Origin of the sequence: Erwinia mallotivora (assembly GCF_000590885.1) — a bacterium.
Lineage (GTDB): Bacteria > Pseudomonadota > Gammaproteobacteria > Enterobacterales > Enterobacteriaceae > Erwinia > Erwinia mallotivora.
Genome location: NZ_JFHN01000018.1, coordinates 1 through 19,215, shown reverse-complemented (window position 1 = coordinate 19,215; position 19,215 = coordinate 1). Strand labels below are relative to the sequence as shown.

The following is a 19,215-nucleotide window of genomic DNA, read 5'->3' as shown; positions in this document are numbered from 1 at the left end:
ACACTACAGCGGAGTGTTGTCACACCATGATGGACAATTTACGCGCGGCGTCGAACCATGTCGTGCTCAAAATTATACTGGGTCTGATCATCCTGTCTTTCGTTCTGACCGGGGTGGGCAACTACCTGATCGGCGGCAATGGCGATTTTGCGGCAAAAGTGAACGGTCAGGAAATCAGTCGTAGTCAGCTTGAAAGCGCATTTTCTAATGAGCGTAACCGCCAGCAGCAGATGCTTGGCGATCAGTTCTCTGTACTGGCCAGCAACCCCGGCTACATGCAGCAAATTCGCCAGCAGGCCCTTTCACAACTTATTGATGAGCGTTTGCTGGATCAATATGCCAAAAATCTGGGACTGGCAATTGGCGATGACCAGGTTAAGCAGGCCATTTTCAGCCAGCCTGCTTTTCAGACTGACGGTAAATTTGATAACAGCAAATACCTTGGCATTATCAACAACATGGGATTTACTGCTGATCGTTATGCAGAAGCATTACGTAATCAGCTGACCACCCAACAACTGATTACTGCCGTTACCGGCACCGATTTCATGCTTGCCAGTGAAACGGATGCGCTGGCCTCACTGGTTTCTCAGCAGCGTCTGGTACGCGAAGCAACGATTAATGTTGCTGCGCTGACCGCTAAACAGGCGGTTAGCGAAGAGGAAATCAGTAACAACTATCAGCAGAATAAAAACAATTTCATGTCGCCAGAGCAGTTCCGCGTCAGCTATATCAAACTGGACGCCGCTGCATTGCAGCAACCGGTCAGCGAAACGGATATTCAGAGCTGGTACGATCAGCACCAGCAGGATTACACCCAGCCTCAACGTAGTCGTTTCAGTATTATTCAGAGCAAAACTGAGGCTGAAGCCAAAGACGTGCTGGCCGAGCTGAATAAAGGCGCTGATTTTGCTGCGCTGGCAAAACAGAAATCAGCCGATCCCATCTCTGCTCGTCAGGGGGGAGATATGGGCTGGCTGGAACCGGATACCACCCCTGATGAACTCAAAAATGCCGGGCTGACCAGTAAAGGCCAGCTCTCAGGTGTAATTAAGTCTTCGGTTGGCTTTATTGTCGCCCGGCTGGATGATGTGAAGCCGCAACAAATCAAGCTTCTCACTGAGGTTCATGATGATATCGCTGCTAAGGTGAAACAGGAAAAAGCACTGGACGCCTGGTACAAATTGCAGCAAAAAGTCAGTGATGCCGCCAGCAATGATAATGAGTCGCTGGCAGGTGCTGAAGCCGCAGCAGGCACTAAAGCTGTAGAAACGGGTTGGTTCAGCCACGATTCTTTGCCAGCAGAGCTTAACTTTAAACCGGTTGAGCAGGCCATTTTCAACGGCGGCCTGGTGGGAGAAAACGGTGCGCCGGGTAGCAACTCTGACATTATCACTGTTGATGGCGATCGCGCTTTCGTCCTGCGTATCACTGAACACAAGCCTGAAACGGTTAAACCGCTCAGTGAAGTCACAGCGCAAATCACCGATACGTTGAAAACTGAAAAAGCGCAAAAAGAGGCGCAGGATCAGGCAGGAAAACTGTTGGCCGAACTGAAAGCCGGCAAAGGTGATGAAGCGATGAAAGCGGCTGGATTAAGCTTTAGTGCACAGAAAACGTTAAGCCGCGCGGGGCAGGATGCTATTACCCAGGCCGCATTTGCCATGCCGCTGCCGCAAAAAGACAAGCCTGGCTATGCGATCAGCGAAGACGGCGAAGGGAATGTGGTTCTGCTGGCGCTGGATAAGGTCAACAGCGGCACCATGGCTGAAGGGCAAAAGAAAGCGATGGTGCAGGGTGTGACGCAGAATAATGCACAAATTGCCTTCGCTGCGCTGCTGAGCAACCTCCGTAAGGACGCTAAAATTAAATACGGTGCAGCAGCTCAGGCGCAGTAAGCCTCGCAATTTTTCTGCAACGTTTTGCAAAATCAAAGGCCGCTTCTGCGGCCTTTTCCATTTCTGTTTTCTGGTATTTGCCCGTCTGAGGGGAGTGACGTACCCTGGATTCGCTGTCAAACACATGGAGGAAAACAGCATGAAGAAGAGGGGATTTTCAGCTACAGGCCTGGCGATGTTAATTGGTCTGGCGGCATGCAACGTCCAGGCAGAGTCAACCAGTACGCTGGCAACAGCCGATCGGCCTCAGCAGTCCAACCCGATATCTGAGAACCAGTCAGTTCAACGGGGTTCGCTACACGGTCAGACTCTCTCTGCAAACGAAACGGCAGATCAGGAAGCAGGCAAGGTCAGCATCAATCAGGCTTCAGCGGAAGAACTGGCTGCGGCACTGAATGGCGTTGGCCTGAAAAAGGCTCAGGCTATCGTGAGTTATCGTGAAGAGTATGGCGATTTTACGGGGGTTGAACAGTTGAAGGAGGTGCCGGGAATCGGGAATGCGTTGGTGGAGCGAAATCTTTCCCGGTTAAAATTGTGATCGCTCTCGTGAGTCTGTTGCCGGGCGGCTCCTGAGCATCACCACTCTGCTAGCCTGTATGAGGTCATACCAGTTTGGGTGATCTCAGTTTACAGGAGCAGATTCATGCATCAGACCACGATAAAGGTTCGCGGCTACCATCTTGATGTTTATCAGCACGTCAACAATGCTCGTTATCTGGAGTTTCTTGAGGAAGCCCGCTGGGCCTGGCTTGAGCAGCTGGACGTTTTTAACTGGATGACGGAAAACCGGCTGGCGTTTGTGCTGGTCAACATCAATATTAACTATCGTCGCCCGGCCGTGTTGGGCGACGAGCTGAATATAAACAGTGAGCTACTGGAACTGAGTGGTAAAAGTGGCGTAATAGCTCAGACAGTCACGCTGGCTTCCGGTGGTGAAGCGGTGGCAGATGCGCGACTCACCTTTGTTTGTATCGATTTGCTGACACAAAAAGCTCAGCCTGTGGAAGGAGAGCTTAAACGCAGAATGGAAGAGATGTTCTCAATCAAGGCCTGACTTACTTTGCATGCTCTGCATAATGGCGGCGGTGTTGTTTTGATATTCACGCAGGCCATTAGCACGTAAATTGCAGGCCGCGCACTTGCCGCAACCGCTACCTTTGATGCCGTTATAACAGGTCAGGGTTTCATCGCGTACCAGCGGGAGCTGCTGCCAGTAGTCGGCCAGCGCCCAGGTTTCTGCTTTGTTCAGCCACATAAGCGGCGTTTCAAAGCGTAGCTGGCGAGCCATCCCCAGGGTTACTGCCTGGTTGAGCGCTTTAACAAATTCATCCCGGCAGTCGGGATAGCCTGAGAAGTCTGTTTCGCATACCCCGGTAATAACCGATTCAGCCTCGACCTGGTATGCATAGATGGATGCCAGAGTCAGAAAAAGAATATTTCTGCCCGGTACAAAAGTACTGGGCAGGCCGCTGGCGTCGGGATTCCAGGCCGGAACCGGGATGCTGTCTCTGGTCAGGCTACTGATAGCCAGTTCGTTTAGCAGGGTAACATCCAGTACCTTATGCGCTCTTGCTCCCAGTTTTTGGCTGAGCTGTTGTGCAATTTCAATTTCTGCACGGTGCCGCTGACCATAATCAAAAGTGACACAGTGTACTTCTTCATATTGCTGTACTGCCTGAATCAGGCAGGTTGTTGAATCCTGACCGCCACTGAAAACCATTACTGCACGTTTCATGTTCTTCACCTTCTTAATTTTCTGCGCGGTATACTACTTGCTGAAAGCAATGAAGGGTAGTTCTGCTCATGCCAGCGTATCTGGCTGCTGCCATTGGCTGATATCACCAATGTGCTCTGCAACCCAGTCCGGATGGTAATAAGTGTCAAGATAGCGCTCTCCACTGTCACATAACAAAGTAACAATTGAGCCTTTGCGTCCGGCTGCCAGCATACTTTTTGCCACCTGGAGCGCTCCCCACACGTTTGTGCCTGTGGAAGCCCCCACTTTGCGTCCCAACTGCTTTTCCAGCCAGAGCATAGTAGCGATGCTCGCCCCGTCGGGCACTCGCATCATCTCGTCGACCACATCGACGATAAAAGAAGGCTCAACCCGTGGGCGGCCAATTCCTTCAATCTTACTGCCAGTGGTGTTACGTAGTGACCGGTCACGCTGATGCCAGTAATCCAGGAATACTGAATTTTCAGGATCCACCACCATCAGTCTGGTGGAGTGGCCCTGGTAACGCAGATAACGGCCAATAGTTGCCGAGGTTCCACCCGTTCCGGCACTCATGACAATGGTTTCTGGAATGGGGAACGGTTCGTTTTTCATCTGTTGAAAAATGCTGTCGGCGATATTGTTATTACCACGCCAGTCGGTTGCACGCTCAGCATAGGTGAACTGATCCATAAAATGGCCGTTAAGATCACGCGCCATCCGCTCTGATTCGGCATACATCTGGCAGGGGTCGCTGACAAAGTGGCAGCGGCCTCCGTAGAAGGTAATTTGCTCTATTTTTCGTCTGGCGGTAGTGGCTGGCATCACGGCAATAAATGGCAAACCCAGCAGCCGGGCGAAATAGGCTTCTGAGACCGCAGTGCTCCCCGAGGACGCCTCAATAATGGGTGTGCCTTCTTTGATCCAGCCATTGCACAGACCATAGAGAAACAGTGAACGTGCCAGACGGTGCTTCAGACTGCCACTGGGATGGGTACTTTCATCTTTCAGGTAGAGCCAGATACCGGGATAGCCAGGTAATGGCAGGCGAATCAGGTGAGTATCCGCTGAACGTTGAATGTCGGCATTAATCTCTTGTATTGCACGGGAAACCCACTGATTTTTCATTTTTATGTCCTGGTAAAATTTGTTAGAGAGTAAGCTATACACAGGAAAAAAGTTTTCTCTTTTTACTTTATAATCGTCTTTCTGGAGAAAGTTATTCTCGTGGGGAGAGGAATGACAGATAAAACTGACCTGAAGTTACTGGCACTATTGCAGAATGACTGCACATTATCATTGCAGGCGCTGGCAGATGCGGTACATCTTACGACCACCCCATGTTGGAAACGCTTGAAAAGGCTGGAAGATGAAGGCTATATTCGCGGCCGTGTGGCACTGTTAGATGCGGAGAAACTCTCCCTGCCGCTGACGGCTTTTATGCTGATTAAAACGCAGCAACACAGCAGCAGCTGGTATCAGCAGTTCGTCATGGTTGTTAAGGAAATGCCCGAAGTCATGGGCTGTTACCGTATGGCCGGAGAATATGACTACCTGTTGCGTATTCAGGTGGCGGATATGAAATCCTATGATGCCTTTTATAAACGTCTGGTTAACGGGGTTCCGGGTTTACTGGATGTAACGTCGAGCTTCGCGATGGAAGAGATCAAATACACCACGGCATTGCCGCTCAACTGATGGTTGTTTATGAAAATTTCGCTCAATTTTAACCAGGACGTTTACTGTGCGACTGTTTAGCCAGTTAAGCTGGTTTTTTATTCGGGAATGGCGGCGCTACCTTGGCGCGGTGTTTCTGTTGATTATCATTGCGCTGCTTCAGCTCCTGCCGCCCAAAGTGGTCGGGACTATTGTTGACGGTGTCACGCATCAGCAGATGAGTGGATCCCGGTTAATGATGTGGGCAGGCGTGATGTTGGCAACCGCCGTGGTTATTTATCTGCTGCGCTACGTCTGGCGGGTATTATTGTTCGGTGCGTCTTACCAACTGGCGGTTGAACTCCGCCAGGATTTTTATCGCCAGCTAAGTCGCCATCATCCGGAGTTTTATCTGCGTCATCGAACCGGAGATTTGATTGCCCGTGCCACCAATGACGTGGATCGCGTGGTGTTTGCCGCCGGGGAAGGGGTGCTGACGCTGGTGGACTCGCTGGTGATGGGGCTGGCTGTTCTGGTGGTAATGAGTACGCAAATCAGCTGGCAACTTACCCTTCTGGCACTGCTGCCAATGCCGCTGATGGCTCTGATAATCAAAGGTTACGGGCAACAGTTGCATCACCGCTTTAAACTGGCGCAGGCAGCATTCTCATCCCTTAATGATCAAACTCAGGAGAGTCTGACCAGTATCCGCATGATCAAAGCATTTGGACTGGAAGACCATCAGTCCGGCCAGTTTGCAGATATCGCTCGTGATACCGGAGAAAAAAATCTTCGGGTGGCGCGCGTTGACGCGCGTTTTGATCCCACCATCTACGTCGCGATTGGAATGTCTAATTTGCTGGCCGTTGGTGGGGGAAGCTGGCTGGTCTGGCATGGGCAAATGTCGCTTGGTCAGTTAACCAGCTTTGTCATGTATCTGGGGCTGATGATCTGGCCGATGCTGGCTCTGGCGTGGATGTTTAATATTGTTGAGCGGGGTAGTGCAGCCTGGGTCAGGATCCAGTCTTTGCTGGCTGAAACGCCTGCGGTGACAGATGGCAGTAAAGTGCTACCCGCAGAGCGAGGGCCGTTGCAGATTGGTGTTGGCGAGTTCTGTTATCCCGGCACTCAGCATTCTTCACTAAGGCAGGTGAATATCAGTCTCAAACCGGGTGAAATGCTGGGGGTGTGCGGGCCGACCGGTTCAGGAAAAACGACCCTGCTCCGTCTGATCCAGCGACATTTTGATATTGAAAACGGTGAGATTTGTTATCACGGTATTCCACTGCCCGAGATCAATCTGGACAGCTGGCGCAGCCGTCTGGCCGTTGTCAGTCAGACACCTTTTCTGTTTTCCGATACGGTGGCGAATAACATTGCGCTCGGGCGGCCAACGGCCAGTCAGCATGAAATAGAACAGGCTGCCAGAATGGCAAACGTGCACGAAGATATTTTGCGCATGCCGCAGGGTTATGCAACTGAAGTGGGCGAGCGCGGTGTGATGCTGTCAGGAGGTCAGAAGCAGCGTATTTCGATTGCCAGAGCGCTGCTGCTGGATGCCGAAATTTTGTTGCTGGATGATGCGCTGTCGGCAGTGGATGGTCGGACAGAACATCTCATTTTGCAGAATTTGCGTAAGTGGGGAGCGGGGAGAACGGTAATAATCAGCGCTCATCGCCTGTCCGCGTTACAGGAAGCCAGCGAAATCCTGGTGATGCAGAACGGCATGGTGGTGCAACGCGGCCAGCACGCTGAGCTGACAGAACACCCCGGCTGGTATCAGGACATGTATCGCTATCAGCAGCTTGAGGCCGCACTGGACGAGGATGAAACCGAGAAAGGTGTTCCTCATGGCTAATCTGACTCAATTCTGGCCGACGCTGAAAAGATTGTTGAGCTATGGAAAGCCCTGGAAAAAATCTCTTGGTCTGGCGGTGTTGTTGCTGTGGATTTCGGCAGCTGCTGAAGTTCTGGGTCCGGTGCTGGTCAGCTATTTTATCGACCATCTGGTGGCGAAACATCGTATGCCGCTGGGCTTAGTCAGCGGGCTGGCGGTCAGTTATATTTTGTTGCAGATGCTGGCCGGTTTGCTGCATTACTGCCAGTCCCTGCTGTTTAACCGGGCTGCGGTAGGCGTCGTTCAGCGCTTACGAACTGATGTTATGGATGCTGCGTTACGCCAGCCGCTAAGCGCCTTCGATACACAGCCGGTGGGGCAAATCATCTCGCGTGTCACCAATGACACGGAAGTGGTACGCGATCTCTATGTGACGGTCGTGGCAACCGTGTTGCGCAGCGCAGCGCTGATTGGCGCGATGCTGGTAGCCATGTTCAGCCTCAACTGGAAGATGGCGCTGGTCGCTGTAGCTATCTTCCCGGCGGTCATTATCGTCATGCTGATTTATCAACGTCTCAGTACACCCATCGTGCGGCGGGTGCGCAGTTATCTGGCCGACATTAATAACGGCTTTAATGAAGTGATCAACGGAATGAGTGTCATCCAGCAATTTCGTCAGCAGGCACGGTTTGGCGAGCGGATGGGGGAGGCCAGTCGTTCGCATTATCTGGCCAGAATGGAAACATTGCGGCTGGATGGTTTCCTGTTACGTCCTCTGCTCAGTCTGTTTTCCGCATTGATCCTTTGCGGCCTGATGATGTTATTCGGTTTTTCCGGACAGGGAAGTATCGAAGTCGGCGTGCTGTATGCCTTTATTAACTATCTGGGCAGGCTGAATGAACCGCTAATCGAGCTGACCACGCAGCAGTCAATGCTGCAACAGGCCGTGGTGGCGGGGGAGCGAATTTTTGAGTTGATGGATGCGCCACGGCAACCCTATGGCAGCGACAATCGGCCGTTGTGCTCGGGCCGTGTTGATATCAGTCATCTGGCCTTCGCCTATCGTGAAGATCGGCAGGTGCTGAGTGATATTAATCTCACCGTTCCATCCCGCCATTTCGTGGCACTTGTCGGGCACACCGGCAGTGGAAAAAGTACGCTGGCCAATCTGATTATGGGCTACTACCCGGTGATAAAGGGAGAGATTAGCCTTGATGGCAGGCCGCTGAATACGCTGTCTCACCCTGTTTTAAGACAGGGGGTGGTGCTGGTTCAGCAGGATCCCGTGGTGCTGGCCGATACATTTTTTGCCAATGTGACGCTGGGACGGGATATCAGCGAAGATGCGGTATGGCAGGCGCTGGAAACCGTCCAACTGGCAGAACTGGCCAGAAGTCTGGATCAAGGGATCCATACCCGACTGGGTGAGCAGGGGAATACCTTGTCAACAGGGCAGAAGCAGCTGCTGGCAATGGCTCGGGTGCTGGTTGACTCTCCGCAGATTCTTATTCTGGACGAAGCGACGGCTAATATTGATTCCGGTACCGAGCAGGCGATTCAGAAAGCGTTGCGGCTGGTGCGCCAGCAAACCACGCTGATAGTTATTGCCCACCGCCTCTCTACCATTATTGAGGCGGATACCATTTATGTACTGCATCGTGGCCGCGTGGTTGAGCAGGGCCATCACCGACAGCTGCTGGCAGAGCAAGGCCGCTACTGGCAAATGTATCAGCTTCAACTGGTGGGGGAAGAGTTAGAAGCGAGTGCAACAGCACAATAATGCCGCTTCGCTGCACCAACATCATGCAGAGAGGCGCGTTGAAAAGTAGTTTTGCACACCATTGAGTCACAATGCACTGTTAAGGTGCACTGATGTGGCCCGGTGCCTGCTTTCACCTCACTCTCAGCTTTTTTGTCGCAACAGGCTGATTCAGGGCCTGTCTGACTAATCATCTGAAAAATTCCACTTTTTAATTTATGGCACAGCCTTTGCTTAACTGATTCCGTGTCGGGTGAAACAACTATTTCAATACCTGGAGGGGATCGTATGAAGCTGGTTACCGTGGTAATCAAACCATTTAAATTAGAGGATGTGCGCGAGGCGCTCTCTTCTATCGGCATTCAGGGGCTGACCGTTACCGAAGTAAAAGGTTTTGGTCGCCAGAAAGGGCATGCAGAACTTTACCGCGGTGCTGAGTACAGCGTGAACTTCCTGCCAAAAGTAAAAATAGACATTGCCATTGCAGAAGATCAGCTTGATGAAGTGATTGATGTAATCAGCAAGGCTGCCTACACCGGTAAAATCGGTGATGGCAAAATTTTTGTTGCAGAGCTACAGCGAGTGATCCGTATTCGCACTGGCGAAACTGACGAAGCTGCGCTGTAGAAGCGAAGAATTGTGATGGGATGGGATAAAATGAATAAAAAACTTGCTGTATTTGGCCTTGCCAGCCTGGCCCTGTTACCGTCGCTTGCGATGGCCGCGACCCCGCCAGTGGCAGATAAAGCTGACAACGCCTTTATGATGATTTGCACCGCGCTGGTGCTGTTTATGACCCTGCCCGGTATTGCTTTGTTTTATGGCGGTCTGATCCGCGCTAAAAACGTCCTTTCGATGATGACCCAGGTTTCTGTTACTTTTGCGATGGTCTGCGTGTTGTGGATGGTTTACGGCTATTCACTGGCGTTCAGTGAAGGCAACGCATTTTTCGGCGGCTTCAGTATGGCGATGTTGAAAAACATTCAGCTCACTGCGCTGGTGGGTACGTTTTATCAATATATTCACGTCTCTTTCCAGGCGTCTTTTGCCTGCATCACGGTTGGCCTGATCGTAGGTTCCATCGCCGAACGTGTTCGCTTTTCAGCGGTGCTGATTTTTGTTGCCATCTGGCTGACCTTCTCCTATCTGCCTATCGCCCATATGGTCTGGTCAGGTGGCTTACTGGCACAGGATGGCGCGCTGGACTTCGCTGGTGGTACCGTGGTGCATATTAACGCAGCGGTTGCCGGCCTGGTGGGGGCTTACCTGGTGGGTAAACGTGCTGGCTTCGGTAAAGAAGCGTTTAAACCACATAACCTGCCTATGGTTTTCACCGGTACTGCCATTCTGTATGTGGGCTGGTTTGGCTTTAATGCTGGTTCAGCCAGTGCGGCTAATGAAATTGCGGGTCTGGCATTCCTGAATACCGTTATGGCTACGGCCGGTGCCATGCTGAGCTGGACCTTTGGCGAGTGGGCATTACGTGGCAAGCCTTCATTGCTGGGTGTCTGCTCCGGGGTGATTGCCGGTCTGGTTGCCATTACGCCAGCCTGTGGTTACGTTGGTGTCGGCGGGGCGTTGATTATCGGTATCGTTGGTGGTCTTGCTGGTCTGTGGGGCGTCACCACCCTGAAAAAATGGCTGCGCGTAGATGACCCTTGTGACGTCTTCGGGGTGCACGGTGTTTGCGGTATTGTGGGCTGTATCCTGACGGGTGTTTTCGCATCTTCTTCTCTGGGCGGTGTGGGTTATGCTCAGGGTGTGACGATGGGCCATCAGGTATGGATCCAGCTGCTGAGCGTGGGCGTTACTATTGTCTGGACTGGCGTAGTTGCCTTTATTGCTTTCAAAGTGGCTGACATGATCGTTGGGTTGCGCGTGCCGGAAGATCAGGAACGCGAAGGTCTTGATGTGAACAGTCACGGTGAGAATGCTTACAACCAGTAAGTTCACTTTCTAAGCATTGTTCATAATAACAAACGGCCCTGAGAGGGCCGTTTTGTTATTTTCCACTAAATATTCCCGCCTGCCATCTGGTTCACTGACGCATACGTATTACACCTTCCTGTACCGTTGAGGCGACCAGAGTCCCATCCTGAGTAAAAAATTCTCCCCGAACAAATCCCCTGGCCGCGGAGGCTGATGTACTCTCCACGCTGTACAGCAGCCACTGGTTCAGATCAAAGGGGCGATGGAACCACATTGAATGGTCGATAGTGGCGACCTGCATACCTGGCTCAAGAAAGCCTTTGCCGTGGGGTTGCAGTGCAACCGGCAGAAAATTGAAATCAGATGCGTAGCCCAGTAAATACTGGTGAATCTGTTGATCCGGTGGAAGCGTACCGTTCGCTCGCAACCATACATGGCGTAAAGGTTGATCGACCTCGCCTTTCAACGGGTTATGGAATTTTACCGGGCGGATTTCTAACGGTTTCTCCGCAAGAAATTTTTCCCGTGCCTGTGGTGGAATTAAATGCGCGAGCTGCCTGGCAATATCACTTTCGGCTGGAAGATGATCCGGGCCTGGCGTTTTTGGCATGGTTTTCTGATGTTCAAAGCCGGTTTCCGGTGCCTGAAATGAGATGGTCATATAGAAAATCGGCTGACCGTTTTGTATTGCACTGACTCGCCTGGCACTGAAGCTGTGACCATCACGCAATGTTTCAACTTCATAAATAATCGCTTTCTGACTGTCGCCCGGACGCAAAAAATAGCTGTGGAAAGAATGGGCTATCCGTTCGGATGGAATGGTCTGTCTCGCAGCACAGATAGCCTGTCCAACGACCTGGCCTCCAAATACCTGGCGCAGTCCAATATCTTCACTTTGGCCACGAAACAGACCTTCCTCAAGCTTTTCGAGATCCAACAAATTTAACAGGTCATGCAATGCGCGGCTCATCAGGGCGTCCTCAAAAGTCATCTTCAGGTCAGTTTGCGAGATCCGACCAGTTTTCGTCAATGGGCGACCTGGGATTTCAAATTACAGTGGGCGTTTAACAGGCTTCCAGGCAATTTCAGTAAGTTGTGCCAGACTTAACGGGTACGTGACAGGGAACCTCTGTCTTTCATGGCTCAATGAGATAAACCTTGCACATTGATCAAAAGGAGAATAAATCAATGAAATTCTGGCCATTACTTACCGGCGCAGCTGTGGCTGTTGCACTTGCAGGCTGCTCTGACAAAGGACAAGATGTTCCTACCGCGACGCTGGCGTCTAAGGTGGCGGGACAACAAACTACGCTGCGCCAGCCCAATGTCAGTGGCACCGTGTACATCCGACAGAAGGTAGTGCTGCCGCCTGACGCGGTATTGACCGTGACGCTTTCAGATGCCTCTGTTGCCAATGCACCTTCTAAAGTTATTGCACAGCGGGCAGTTCGAACTGACGGAAAGCAGGCTCCATTCAAATTTATACTGCCTTTCACTCCGGGCGATATTCAGCCTGGTGCGCGGATTTTGTTGAGTGCGGCAATTACCGTTGACGGCAAAATGACCTTTATTACTGAGGCAGTAAAACCCGCTATTACTAATGGCGCAAGCAAGGAGGAGTTGATACTGGTCCCGGTTCCTTCGGTTGCGGTGCCGACGCAAAGCGGAGCTGCCACGACAGTGCCTCCTGGTTCACCAACCCAGGTTAGCCCATCATCTTCCGTGCCTGCGCCTACCTCACTGTAATTCCGGTATCCGTCTGGTCTGCATTTATATCCCAGCGGTATTGGCTGAGGGCGATTTTGCCCTCAGCACTGACCTCAATCCCTTCTGCCAGTAGCGCCTGACGCTGGCGTTGAAGATCATCTCCCGACAATGAAATTTGACCCTGGCGATTTATCACCCGATGCCAGGGTAATTTACTGCCTCGCGGTAATCTTTTCAGTACGCCGCCGACCTGCCGCGCCGCACGGGGAGACCCCGCAAGTCGGGCTATTTCACCATAGGTAGTCACTCTGCCGAAGGGAATAGCCGCAACGATTTGCCAGATTCTCTGACAAAAATTATCTTGTTCGCTCATTGTTTTTTCCTCTTCAGATGCCAGGGTAATGGAAAATGGAAAACATCTGAAGTGATTTCATGCAGTTATGCCGCAAAAAAAAATTAATGCAGTTTGGCTTGCAAAACAAAGAGATAAAGGATTTGCGCAAGAAACAAACGGTTGCCAGGTGCGGGCTTGCAATTACCCTGGGCTTCATTGATAATGCCCTCGCTCCAGTCACTGGAGTTTGTCAATGGAGGCCCTGTTGGTTCTCCCGCAACACTAATCTGTGAACTCGGTCAGGTCCGGAAGGAAGCAGCCGCAGCAGACGTCGTGTGTGCCGGGATGTAGCTGGCAGGGCCTCCACCAATTCAAGCCCTGCACTTCTGTTTCTTCAACGTATAAATTTCCACACGGAAACCGGTACTTTATCGTAAAGCTTATTCATGGTCAGTTCAGCCAGACGATGATCGGCGGCAGAGTAGAATACCGCCAGCTCATTGTCTGATAATTCATATTTGTTCTTTTCTATAACGCGTTCAAGAGTATCAATAGAGCGACATTTTCTTAAACGCATCAAATAATCGGTTTTAGTCAGAACTTTATCTGTCATTGTTAAGCCGTTGAAAAAATAGAGTGTTTAAAACGAATGGCTCGTCTGAACTACAGCATGAGCACATTCCTCTGCAAAAATATGGAACAGCCGCTTTGCTGATTTTCGCCAGCGTTGCAGGTCCTGAACATTAATGCCGTAATTGCTAAACAGCATAAATGTGTCATCAAGATATTCATCAATCTGACTAATCAGATCGCTATCTTCAATATGCTTGATTTTGTAATTCATCGTAAAGGCAGCAATATGTTCGATCAAATCATTAAGCTGTAAATTGATGGCTGAAGTTGGATCGTTAACCCAACCATGGTGACTGTCACCCAGTGTAGCCATACTTTCGTCATACAAATTTTCACATAAGAATTTCAGCTGGGCAATATCATGCCTTTTTGGTGAGTACTCGTCCATCTTTTTCCCCTCCATAGCGAGTGTGAGGTGCCATCAGTTTGGGCATTCTGCTAATGGTGTGCCAGGAAGCGATATTAAAACCCTACTCAGACATAATTAAATATAGCCTGCTTAAAAACGAATTTTTGTTATCCTTACTAAAAGTTACAGTTAGCCAAAAAAACGTATCTAAATGAAGTAACGAAATCAAAATCAACGTGTTGAACTGAGATACGAAATTTATTGTTCCAGAGGTTACCATTTCATGGTCAATATACCACAGTGGTATTCCAAGCATGTCCGCCAGACAATGTATGACTTATAACGCGATTCATTTAAATATTCTATAAAAATAAATTTAACACGCCCGGGAACATATTGTGCATTTTGTGAAAGCCTTAACAATACCAGCTTTTGCGCAATTTATACTTTGAGAATTATCTGCTGAATATTTTCATCTCTCTAAACGTCCACCGGCAATCAGATTATATCGTAACTGTAATAATACTGAGTGTTTTTTCTACACAGATATAATAAACGCTATAGAGATAATTGTTCTCAAAAGCTAAATTATCAAGTGGCTGAAATTATGATTTAACTATCTTCATGATTTTATTGTTAATTATTTTAGTAGATAAAACCGTTTTCTGCGATAGAAAAAGTCTTTAAGTTAAAATTTTTTTATATGATCTTTGTACATCTGCGCCAATACAGCAGGACATACTTAGATACACTTTGTGCAGGCATATTAACCAACGCCAGCGTAGAGTATTGTTACGTTATAACATCCATGGTTCATGCAATGTCTGCCTGTTTATCTCTGGTTCGCAAGGGAACTTTGCTGACACAGTCAGCTCTGTTACGACTCTCTCTGGCCAGCTGTCTGATTTTACTGCTGTTGACCCTGACTTACTGGGCTGTCTGCGGATGATTACGCTCGACAATCTTACTGCTGGCTACCGGGGCAGGGCTGTCACTCCAACCCTTAATGGTCAATTTTCACGGGGCACCATGACGGCTCTGGTTGGGGCCAATGGTTCAGGAAAATCTACTCTGCTTAAAACAATGGCCGGTATGCTGCCTCCGGTCACGGGACAGGTCATTAAGCATCAACCTCGCTCCAGCATGGCATGGTTGCCTCAGCAATCGGAAATTGAGCGAACCTTTCCGATCAGTGTTTTCGATCTGGTGGCCATGGGGGGCTGGAAGCGTTGCGGCTGGTTCGGGGCAATTAACCGTGACATGCGCCGGACGGTGATGAGTGCGCTGGAGAAGGTCAATATGCTGGATTATGCTACCGCTCAGCCGGGCACCCTGTCTGGAGGACAGTTGCAGCGTGTGCTGTTTGCTCGTTTGCTTGTCCAGGATGCAGCGCTTTTGTTGCTGGATGAGCCTTTCACCGGCATCGACAGTCAGACGACGGCATTGCTGATGACATTACTGGAAGAGCGGCATCGGGCGGGATGCACCCTGATTGTGGTACTGCACGATATGGCTGCTGTTGAGAAGCATTTTCCACAAACTCTGCGGCTGAAACAGAGCCATGCTGAATGGTCAGCACAGGGCGCACCCATCACCCGGCTTAATTTTACGCATATCAGGGAGGGCAGATGAGCCTTATCCTGGTTCAGCCTTTTCTCGAATTTGGCTTTATGCGCCGTGCGTTAGTGGCTTGTATTGCCTTATCGCTTAGTGCCACGCCCCTGGGTGTTTTCCTGCTGCTGCGCAGAATGAGCCTGGTTGGCGATGCACTATCACATGCTGTGCTTCCCGGTGCCGCCATCGGCTACCTGATATCCGGCTTGTCGTTGGTGGCGATGGGCACGGGCGGGGTGATTGCGGGTTTATCAGTGGCACTGCTTTCCGGTGCGGTAAGCCGCTACACGCCGCTACGGGAAGATGCCAGCTTTGCCGGATTTTATCTGGGCTCGCTGGCACTGGGCGTCACACTGGTTTCACTGCGTGGATCGAGTGTGGATCTGTTGCATGTCCTGTTCGGTTCTCTACTGGCGGTTGATAATCCGTCGATTTTACTGGTCAGCGGTATTGCCGGGTGCACCTTACTGGTGCTGGCATTGATTTATCGCCCATTGGTGATGGATGCTTTTGATCCCACATTTTTACGTGCGCAAAGCCGCTGGGTGCCTGCATTGGTTCACGGCATTTTTCTCATTCTGGTGGTAACCAATCTGGTTGCTGGTTTCCAGGTGCTTGGTACGTTGATGTGTGTAGGGCTGATGATGCTGCCTGCTGCTGCTGCGCGTTTCTGGTCTGCCGGACTGCCTGGCATGATTGCCTCAGCGATGATTATTGCGGTGATTGCCAGCTGTTGCGGATTAGTCGTCTCTTACTGTTGGTCACTTCCTGCCGGTCCGGCGGTTGTGCTCAGTGCCGCCATACTGTTTTTTTTCTCGGTTTTAGTTGGGCCTCAGGGCGGAATTTTCCGCACGCGCCCTTTTTCAGTTGGTAAGGAGAGAGTATGAAGAAAATACCTGTAGCGCTGGCGGTTGCAGCGTTTTTCGTCACGCCCCTGGTGATGGCAAAAACGGTTGATACAGTAGCGAGCTTTTCGGTGCTGGCCGATATTGTTAAAGAGGTCGGTGGTGACCATGTGAGAGTGAAAAGCCTGGTGGGTTTTAATGGCGATCCACACAGTTTTGAACCCACGCCTCAGGACAGCCAGGCACTCTCAAAAGCTGATGTGGTGTTTGTCAGTGGTCTGGGACTTGAAGGATGGATGGATCGTCTGATTTCTGCGTCTGAATACAAAGGTAAAGTGGTTGTTGCATCAGACGGGATTACCACCCGTAAAATGGAAGAAGATGGTAAAACCATTACCGATCCCCATGCCTGGAACAGCATGAAAAACGGCGAGGTGTATGCCAGTAACGTGATGAATGCATTGATTGCTGCTGATCCTCAGGATGCCGCTTATTTCCGTCAACGCGGCTCGGCTTATCTGGAGCAGTTGGAGAAGCTGGATAAATGGGCGCAAAGTAGCTTTGCTGCTGTGCCGGTTGCCAAAAGGAAAGTACTAACCAGCCACGATGCCTTTGGCTATTTTGGTGAACGCTATGGCGTCAGCTTCCTGTCACCGGTTGGTTTCTCTACCGAGTCAGAAGCCAGCGCATCAGATGTTGCGGGATTGATTACGCAACTGAAAAAAGAACATATTCGCAGCTATTTCATTGAAAATCAGACCGACCCGCGGCTGGTAAAACAAATTGCCGCAGCAACAGGTGCTCAGCCGGGAGGCGAACTCTTTCCGGAGGCACTGACTAAAAAAGGTGGTGAGGCGGACAGCTACGTCGCAGCTTTTAAACATAACGTTAATGCCATGATAAGTAGTATGAAATAAGCAGAAAGGGGGCAGGGACGCTCCTTTTAAGACGTAAAGTGTCACCGGCTGGGCCATTGACGGTAGTGCATCAAGCTAAGTTAAAAATCTGACATGAAGCACATTTAGCGCTGTGGATAGAGTATAGAAGTCTTGTGATGAGAGGGTGTTGCAAGCCACCGCACCAGCTGTATCGGATTAAAGCAGCTGGTGCAGCCGTTGAACTAACACTTAACGCTTTTTCTTCCTGCCCTGTACGGCTTTAAAGCGTGGGTTACTTTTGCAAATAACGTAGACACGTCCGTGGCGGCGTACGACTTTGCAATCTTTGTGGCGCTTTTTGGCTGAAGCCAGTGAACTGAGTACCTGCATGTTGAATCCTTATTTCGCTGAGGTGAAGAAGCGGCCGAAGCGCTGATTGAAGCGGTGAGCGCTGCCTTCTTTCGTAAACTCTTTTTGCTTGCCCGTGTAGTAAGGATGCGAAGCAGACGAGACATCCAACGCCACGTAAGGCAGCACCTTGCCATTGAGTTCAACTGTCCGCTCAGTTTTGATAGTGGAACCAACGATAAAATACGTATCTGCACTGGTGTCGTGGAATGCCACAGTTCGGTAGCCAGGATGAATACCTTGTTTCATGAATCCTCGTTGAATTTAGTTATGTTATAACATAACAAATATTATGCGCATGGCATTTCAGAATTGCAACCGTTAAAAGCGGGGTAGGGGAAATGATGAGTGGGATCTTTTAAACCACGGTTTTTTGTTCACCGTGACTAGTCCTGGCATAGGTTGACACTTTACGCCCTCAAAACGCCTGATGTACTGCATCTGGCGTTTTATATTTCAGCGACAGATGCGGTCGCTGGCTATTGTAGATTCTTACCGACTCCGCCACCATTATTTCTGCCTGAACGATGTCTGCCGGGCGCGTTATCAGCAGCTCGTTTTTCAGTATTCCGTTGACCCTCTCCGCAATGGCGTTCTGATAACAGTCATACCCATCCGTCATTGAGCAGATTAGCCCGTGTCTTTCATGCACCGACTGGTACATCGCTGAGCAGTACTGTATGCCGCGATCGGAGTGATGGATCAGCGGTGCCCTGCCATGCCGGTTTTTCAGTGCCATCTGTAGCGCCTTCACCACGTGCTCTGTATGAAGACTTTCATGCACATGGTAACCCACTATTTTCCGTGAGAATGCGTCGGTTACCAGGCTCACGTAAGCCGTGCCGGTTCTGACCGGAAGCCAGGTAATGTCCGCCACCCAAACCTGCTCCGGGCCGGAGATGACGGTCCGCCCCGGCCCGTCTTTCAGCAGGTTTGGATGCTTATAAAAGCGATGATGGCTGTGGGTTGTTTTATGATAAGCCCTGGCCGGACGTACCCGCAGCCCGGCCTCCCGGAGTACGGTAAACAGGCTGTCCCGCCCGATATGCAGTTCAGGTGCATCCCGACAGTTAAGGATATGGTGCAGCTTGCGCGTGCCCAGGCGCGGTTGCTGCATCCTGAGGTTTTTCACTTCCTCAGTAATGCGGCAGGCCTGCTCTGACTTACGTTGCACGCGCTGACACCCCTGATACCAGGCCTGACGGCTTATTTTTAAAAACCGGCAGACCCTGACGATGGTCAGTCCGGGTGTTTTTGCCTGCGCGATAACGAAGCTAACTGCTTTTTTGTCAGCGTGGCACCGAACTCAGTGTTCATGACCTTCACGACGGCCTCAAAGAACTGCGCCTTCACTTCGGATTCAGCCAGCTGCTGCTCAAGCTCTTTGATTCGTTGTTCAGGCGTAAGGGGAAGGGATTTTTTCATGAGTCCTCCACGTGCGCTGCGCTGCTTTGAAGAGTGCCAGTCCAGCTGGCCATATTTACGCAGCCACTTCAGAACGGTGGAGCACCCCTGGATACCGTAGCGCTCCTGAGCCTGACGATAAGTCATCTCACCTTTTTCAACCTGCTCAACGACGGCCAGTTTAAAGGACAGAGAGTAGTCGCGTTGTGTACGTTTAACATATTGCTTCATCACATTCTCCTCAGAATCG

21 protein-coding genes and 1 other RNA gene are annotated in these 19,215 nt (G+C 50.6%); 13 read left to right on the top strand and 9 right to left on the bottom strand.

Going from position 1 to position 19,215, the window contains the following annotated elements:
* The first annotated feature begins 26 nt into the window (after window positions 1-26).
* From ppiD to BG55_RS01280, 3 genes are all read left to right on the top strand, one after another.
* Complete coding sequence (gene ppiD, locus BG55_RS01290; RefSeq protein ID WP_034933459.1) at window positions 27-1,898, top strand: peptidylprolyl isomerase; 1,872 nt, start codon at window positions 27-29, stop codon at window positions 1,896-1,898.
* 139 nt (window positions 1,899-2,037) lie between these two features.
* A complete protein-coding gene (locus BG55_RS01285; RefSeq protein WP_034933458.1) occupies window positions 2,038-2,436 on the top strand; it encodes a helix-hairpin-helix domain-containing protein in 399 nt (132 codons plus the stop codon).
* Window positions 2,437-2,541: 105 nt separating this feature from the next.
* On the top strand, window positions 2,542-2,952 hold the full coding sequence (locus tag BG55_RS01280; RefSeq protein WP_034933457.1) for an acyl-CoA thioesterase: 411 nt from the start codon (window positions 2,542-2,544) through the stop codon (window positions 2,950-2,952).
* On the opposite strand, the gene queC is transcribed toward BG55_RS01280, so the two are convergent.
* Both queC and BG55_RS01270 read right to left on the bottom strand, forming a co-directional pair.
* Window positions 2,938-3,633, bottom strand: coding sequence for a 7-cyano-7-deazaguanine synthase QueC (gene queC, locus BG55_RS01275; RefSeq protein ID WP_034933456.1), 696 nt, complete (start codon window positions 3,631-3,633; stop codon window positions 2,938-2,940). The two genes, BG55_RS01280 and queC, sit on opposite strands and share 15 nt — an antisense overlap.
* A gap of 66 nt (window positions 3,634-3,699) precedes the next feature.
* The gene (locus tag BG55_RS01270; RefSeq protein WP_034933455.1) at window positions 3,700-4,740 is read right to left on the bottom strand and encodes a PLP-dependent cysteine synthase family protein; all 1,041 of its coding nucleotides are present in this window, start codon (window positions 4,738-4,740) and stop codon (window positions 3,700-3,702) included.
* 111 nt (window positions 4,741-4,851) lie between these two features.
* Here BG55_RS01270 and BG55_RS01265 point away from each other — a divergent pair, with 111 nt between their 5' ends.
* The 5 genes from BG55_RS01265 to amtB all read left to right on the top strand — a co-directional run bounded on the left by BG55_RS01265 (window position 4,852) and on the right by amtB (window position 10,811).
* Window positions 4,852-5,310 (top strand): Lrp/AsnC family transcriptional regulator, encoded by a 459-nt coding sequence (locus BG55_RS01265; protein ID WP_034933454.1) that lies wholly within the window; start codon window positions 4,852-4,854, stop codon window positions 5,308-5,310.
* A gap of 46 nt (window positions 5,311-5,356) precedes the next feature.
* Window positions 5,357-7,126 (top strand): SmdA family multidrug ABC transporter permease/ATP-binding protein, encoded by a 1,770-nt coding sequence (locus tag BG55_RS01260; protein WP_034933453.1) that lies wholly within the window; start codon window positions 5,357-5,359, stop codon window positions 7,124-7,126.
* Entirely contained in the window at window positions 7,119-8,885 is a 1,767-nt protein-coding gene (locus BG55_RS01255; RefSeq protein WP_034933452.1) for a SmdB family multidrug efflux ABC transporter permease/ATP-binding protein, read from the top strand. The genes BG55_RS01260 and BG55_RS01255 overlap by 8 nt, the downstream gene beginning before the upstream one ends.
* A gap of 267 nt (window positions 8,886-9,152) precedes the next feature.
* The gene (gene glnK, locus BG55_RS01250; protein ID WP_026742851.1) at window positions 9,153-9,491 is read left to right on the top strand and encodes a P-II family nitrogen regulator; all 339 of its coding nucleotides are present in this window, start codon (window positions 9,153-9,155) and stop codon (window positions 9,489-9,491) included.
* A 30-nt stretch (window positions 9,492-9,521) separates the two neighbouring features.
* Complete coding sequence (amtB, locus tag BG55_RS01245; RefSeq protein ID WP_034933943.1) at window positions 9,522-10,811, top strand: ammonium transporter AmtB; 1,290 nt, start codon at window positions 9,522-9,524, stop codon at window positions 10,809-10,811.
* 91 nt (window positions 10,812-10,902) lie between these two features.
* On the opposite strand, the gene tesB is transcribed toward amtB, so the two are convergent.
* Entirely contained in the window at window positions 10,903-11,763 is an 861-nt protein-coding gene (gene tesB, locus BG55_RS01240; protein ID WP_034933450.1) for an acyl-CoA thioesterase II, read from the bottom strand.
* A gap of 218 nt (window positions 11,764-11,981) precedes the next feature.
* Here tesB and BG55_RS01235 point away from each other — a divergent pair, with 218 nt between their 5' ends.
* Complete coding sequence (locus BG55_RS01235; protein WP_034933448.1) at window positions 11,982-12,539, top strand: YbaY family lipoprotein; 558 nt, start codon at window positions 11,982-11,984, stop codon at window positions 12,537-12,539.
* Here the strand turns inward: BG55_RS01235 and BG55_RS01230 are convergent.
* A complete protein-coding gene (locus BG55_RS01230; RefSeq protein WP_052018641.1) occupies window positions 12,526-12,873 on the bottom strand; it encodes an MGMT family protein in 348 nt (115 codons plus the stop codon). The two genes, BG55_RS01235 and BG55_RS01230, sit on opposite strands and share 14 nt — an antisense overlap.
* A gap of 224 nt (window positions 12,874-13,097) precedes the next feature.
* On the opposite strand from BG55_RS01230, the gene ffs reads away from it, so the two are divergent.
* Window positions 13,098-13,194: signal recognition particle sRNA small type (ffs, locus tag BG55_RS21645), an RNA gene on the top strand.
* 34 nt (window positions 13,195-13,228) lie between these two features.
* Here the strand turns inward: ffs and BG55_RS01220 are convergent.
* Window positions 13,229-13,447 carry a hemolysin expression-modulating protein Hha gene (locus BG55_RS01220; protein ID WP_034933443.1) on the bottom strand — a complete coding sequence of 73 codons (219 nt, stop codon included), beginning with the start codon at window positions 13,445-13,447 and terminating at the stop codon, window positions 13,229-13,231.
* Between the two features lie 27 nt (window positions 13,448-13,474).
* Complete coding sequence (tomB, locus tag BG55_RS01215) at window positions 13,475-13,855, bottom strand: Hha toxicity modulator TomB (protein ID WP_034933441.1); 381 nt, start codon at window positions 13,853-13,855, stop codon at window positions 13,475-13,477.
* Window positions 13,856-14,761: 906 nt separating this feature from the next.
* Here tomB and BG55_RS01210 point away from each other — a divergent pair.
* The 3 genes from BG55_RS01210 to BG55_RS01200 are packed head-to-tail and all read left to right on the top strand — an operon-like array spanning window position 14,762 to window position 17,192.
* Window positions 14,762-15,448: a metal ABC transporter ATP-binding protein gene (locus BG55_RS01210; protein WP_034933939.1), complete on the top strand. Its 687-nt coding sequence runs from the start codon at window positions 14,762-14,764 to the stop codon at window positions 15,446-15,448.
* Window positions 15,445-16,317, top strand: a complete 873-nt coding sequence (locus tag BG55_RS01205; RefSeq protein WP_034933438.1) for a metal ABC transporter permease — start codon at window positions 15,445-15,447, stop codon at window positions 16,315-16,317. The genes BG55_RS01210 and BG55_RS01205 overlap by 4 nt, the downstream gene beginning before the upstream one ends.
* Window positions 16,314-17,192 carry a metal ABC transporter substrate-binding protein gene (locus BG55_RS01200; protein ID WP_034933434.1) on the top strand — a complete coding sequence of 293 codons (879 nt, stop codon included), beginning with the start codon at window positions 16,314-16,316 and terminating at the stop codon, window positions 17,190-17,192. The genes BG55_RS01205 and BG55_RS01200 overlap by 4 nt, the downstream gene beginning before the upstream one ends.
* A 210-nt stretch (window positions 17,193-17,402) precedes the next feature.
* Here BG55_RS01200 and ykgO read toward each other — a convergent pair whose 3' ends face one another.
* From ykgO to BG55_RS01190, 3 genes are all read right to left on the bottom strand, one after another.
* On the bottom strand, window positions 17,403-17,543 hold the full coding sequence (gene ykgO, locus BG55_RS21640; RefSeq protein WP_034912820.1) for a type B 50S ribosomal protein L36: 141 nt from the start codon (window positions 17,541-17,543) through the stop codon (window positions 17,403-17,405).
* Window positions 17,544-17,552: 9 nt separating this feature from the next.
* The gene (locus tag BG55_RS01195) at window positions 17,553-17,810 is read right to left on the bottom strand and encodes a type B 50S ribosomal protein L31 (protein ID WP_034933430.1); all 258 of its coding nucleotides are present in this window, start codon (window positions 17,808-17,810) and stop codon (window positions 17,553-17,555) included.
* A gap of 169 nt (window positions 17,811-17,979) precedes the next feature.
* A protein-coding gene (locus BG55_RS01190; protein WP_235192696.1) for an IS3 family transposase occupies window positions 17,980-19,196 on the bottom strand; the annotation gives its coding sequence in 2 pieces (ribosomal slippage) (window positions 17,980-18,849 and window positions 18,852-19,196; 1,215 coding nt in all).
* Window positions 19,197-19,215: the final 19 nt, after the last annotated feature.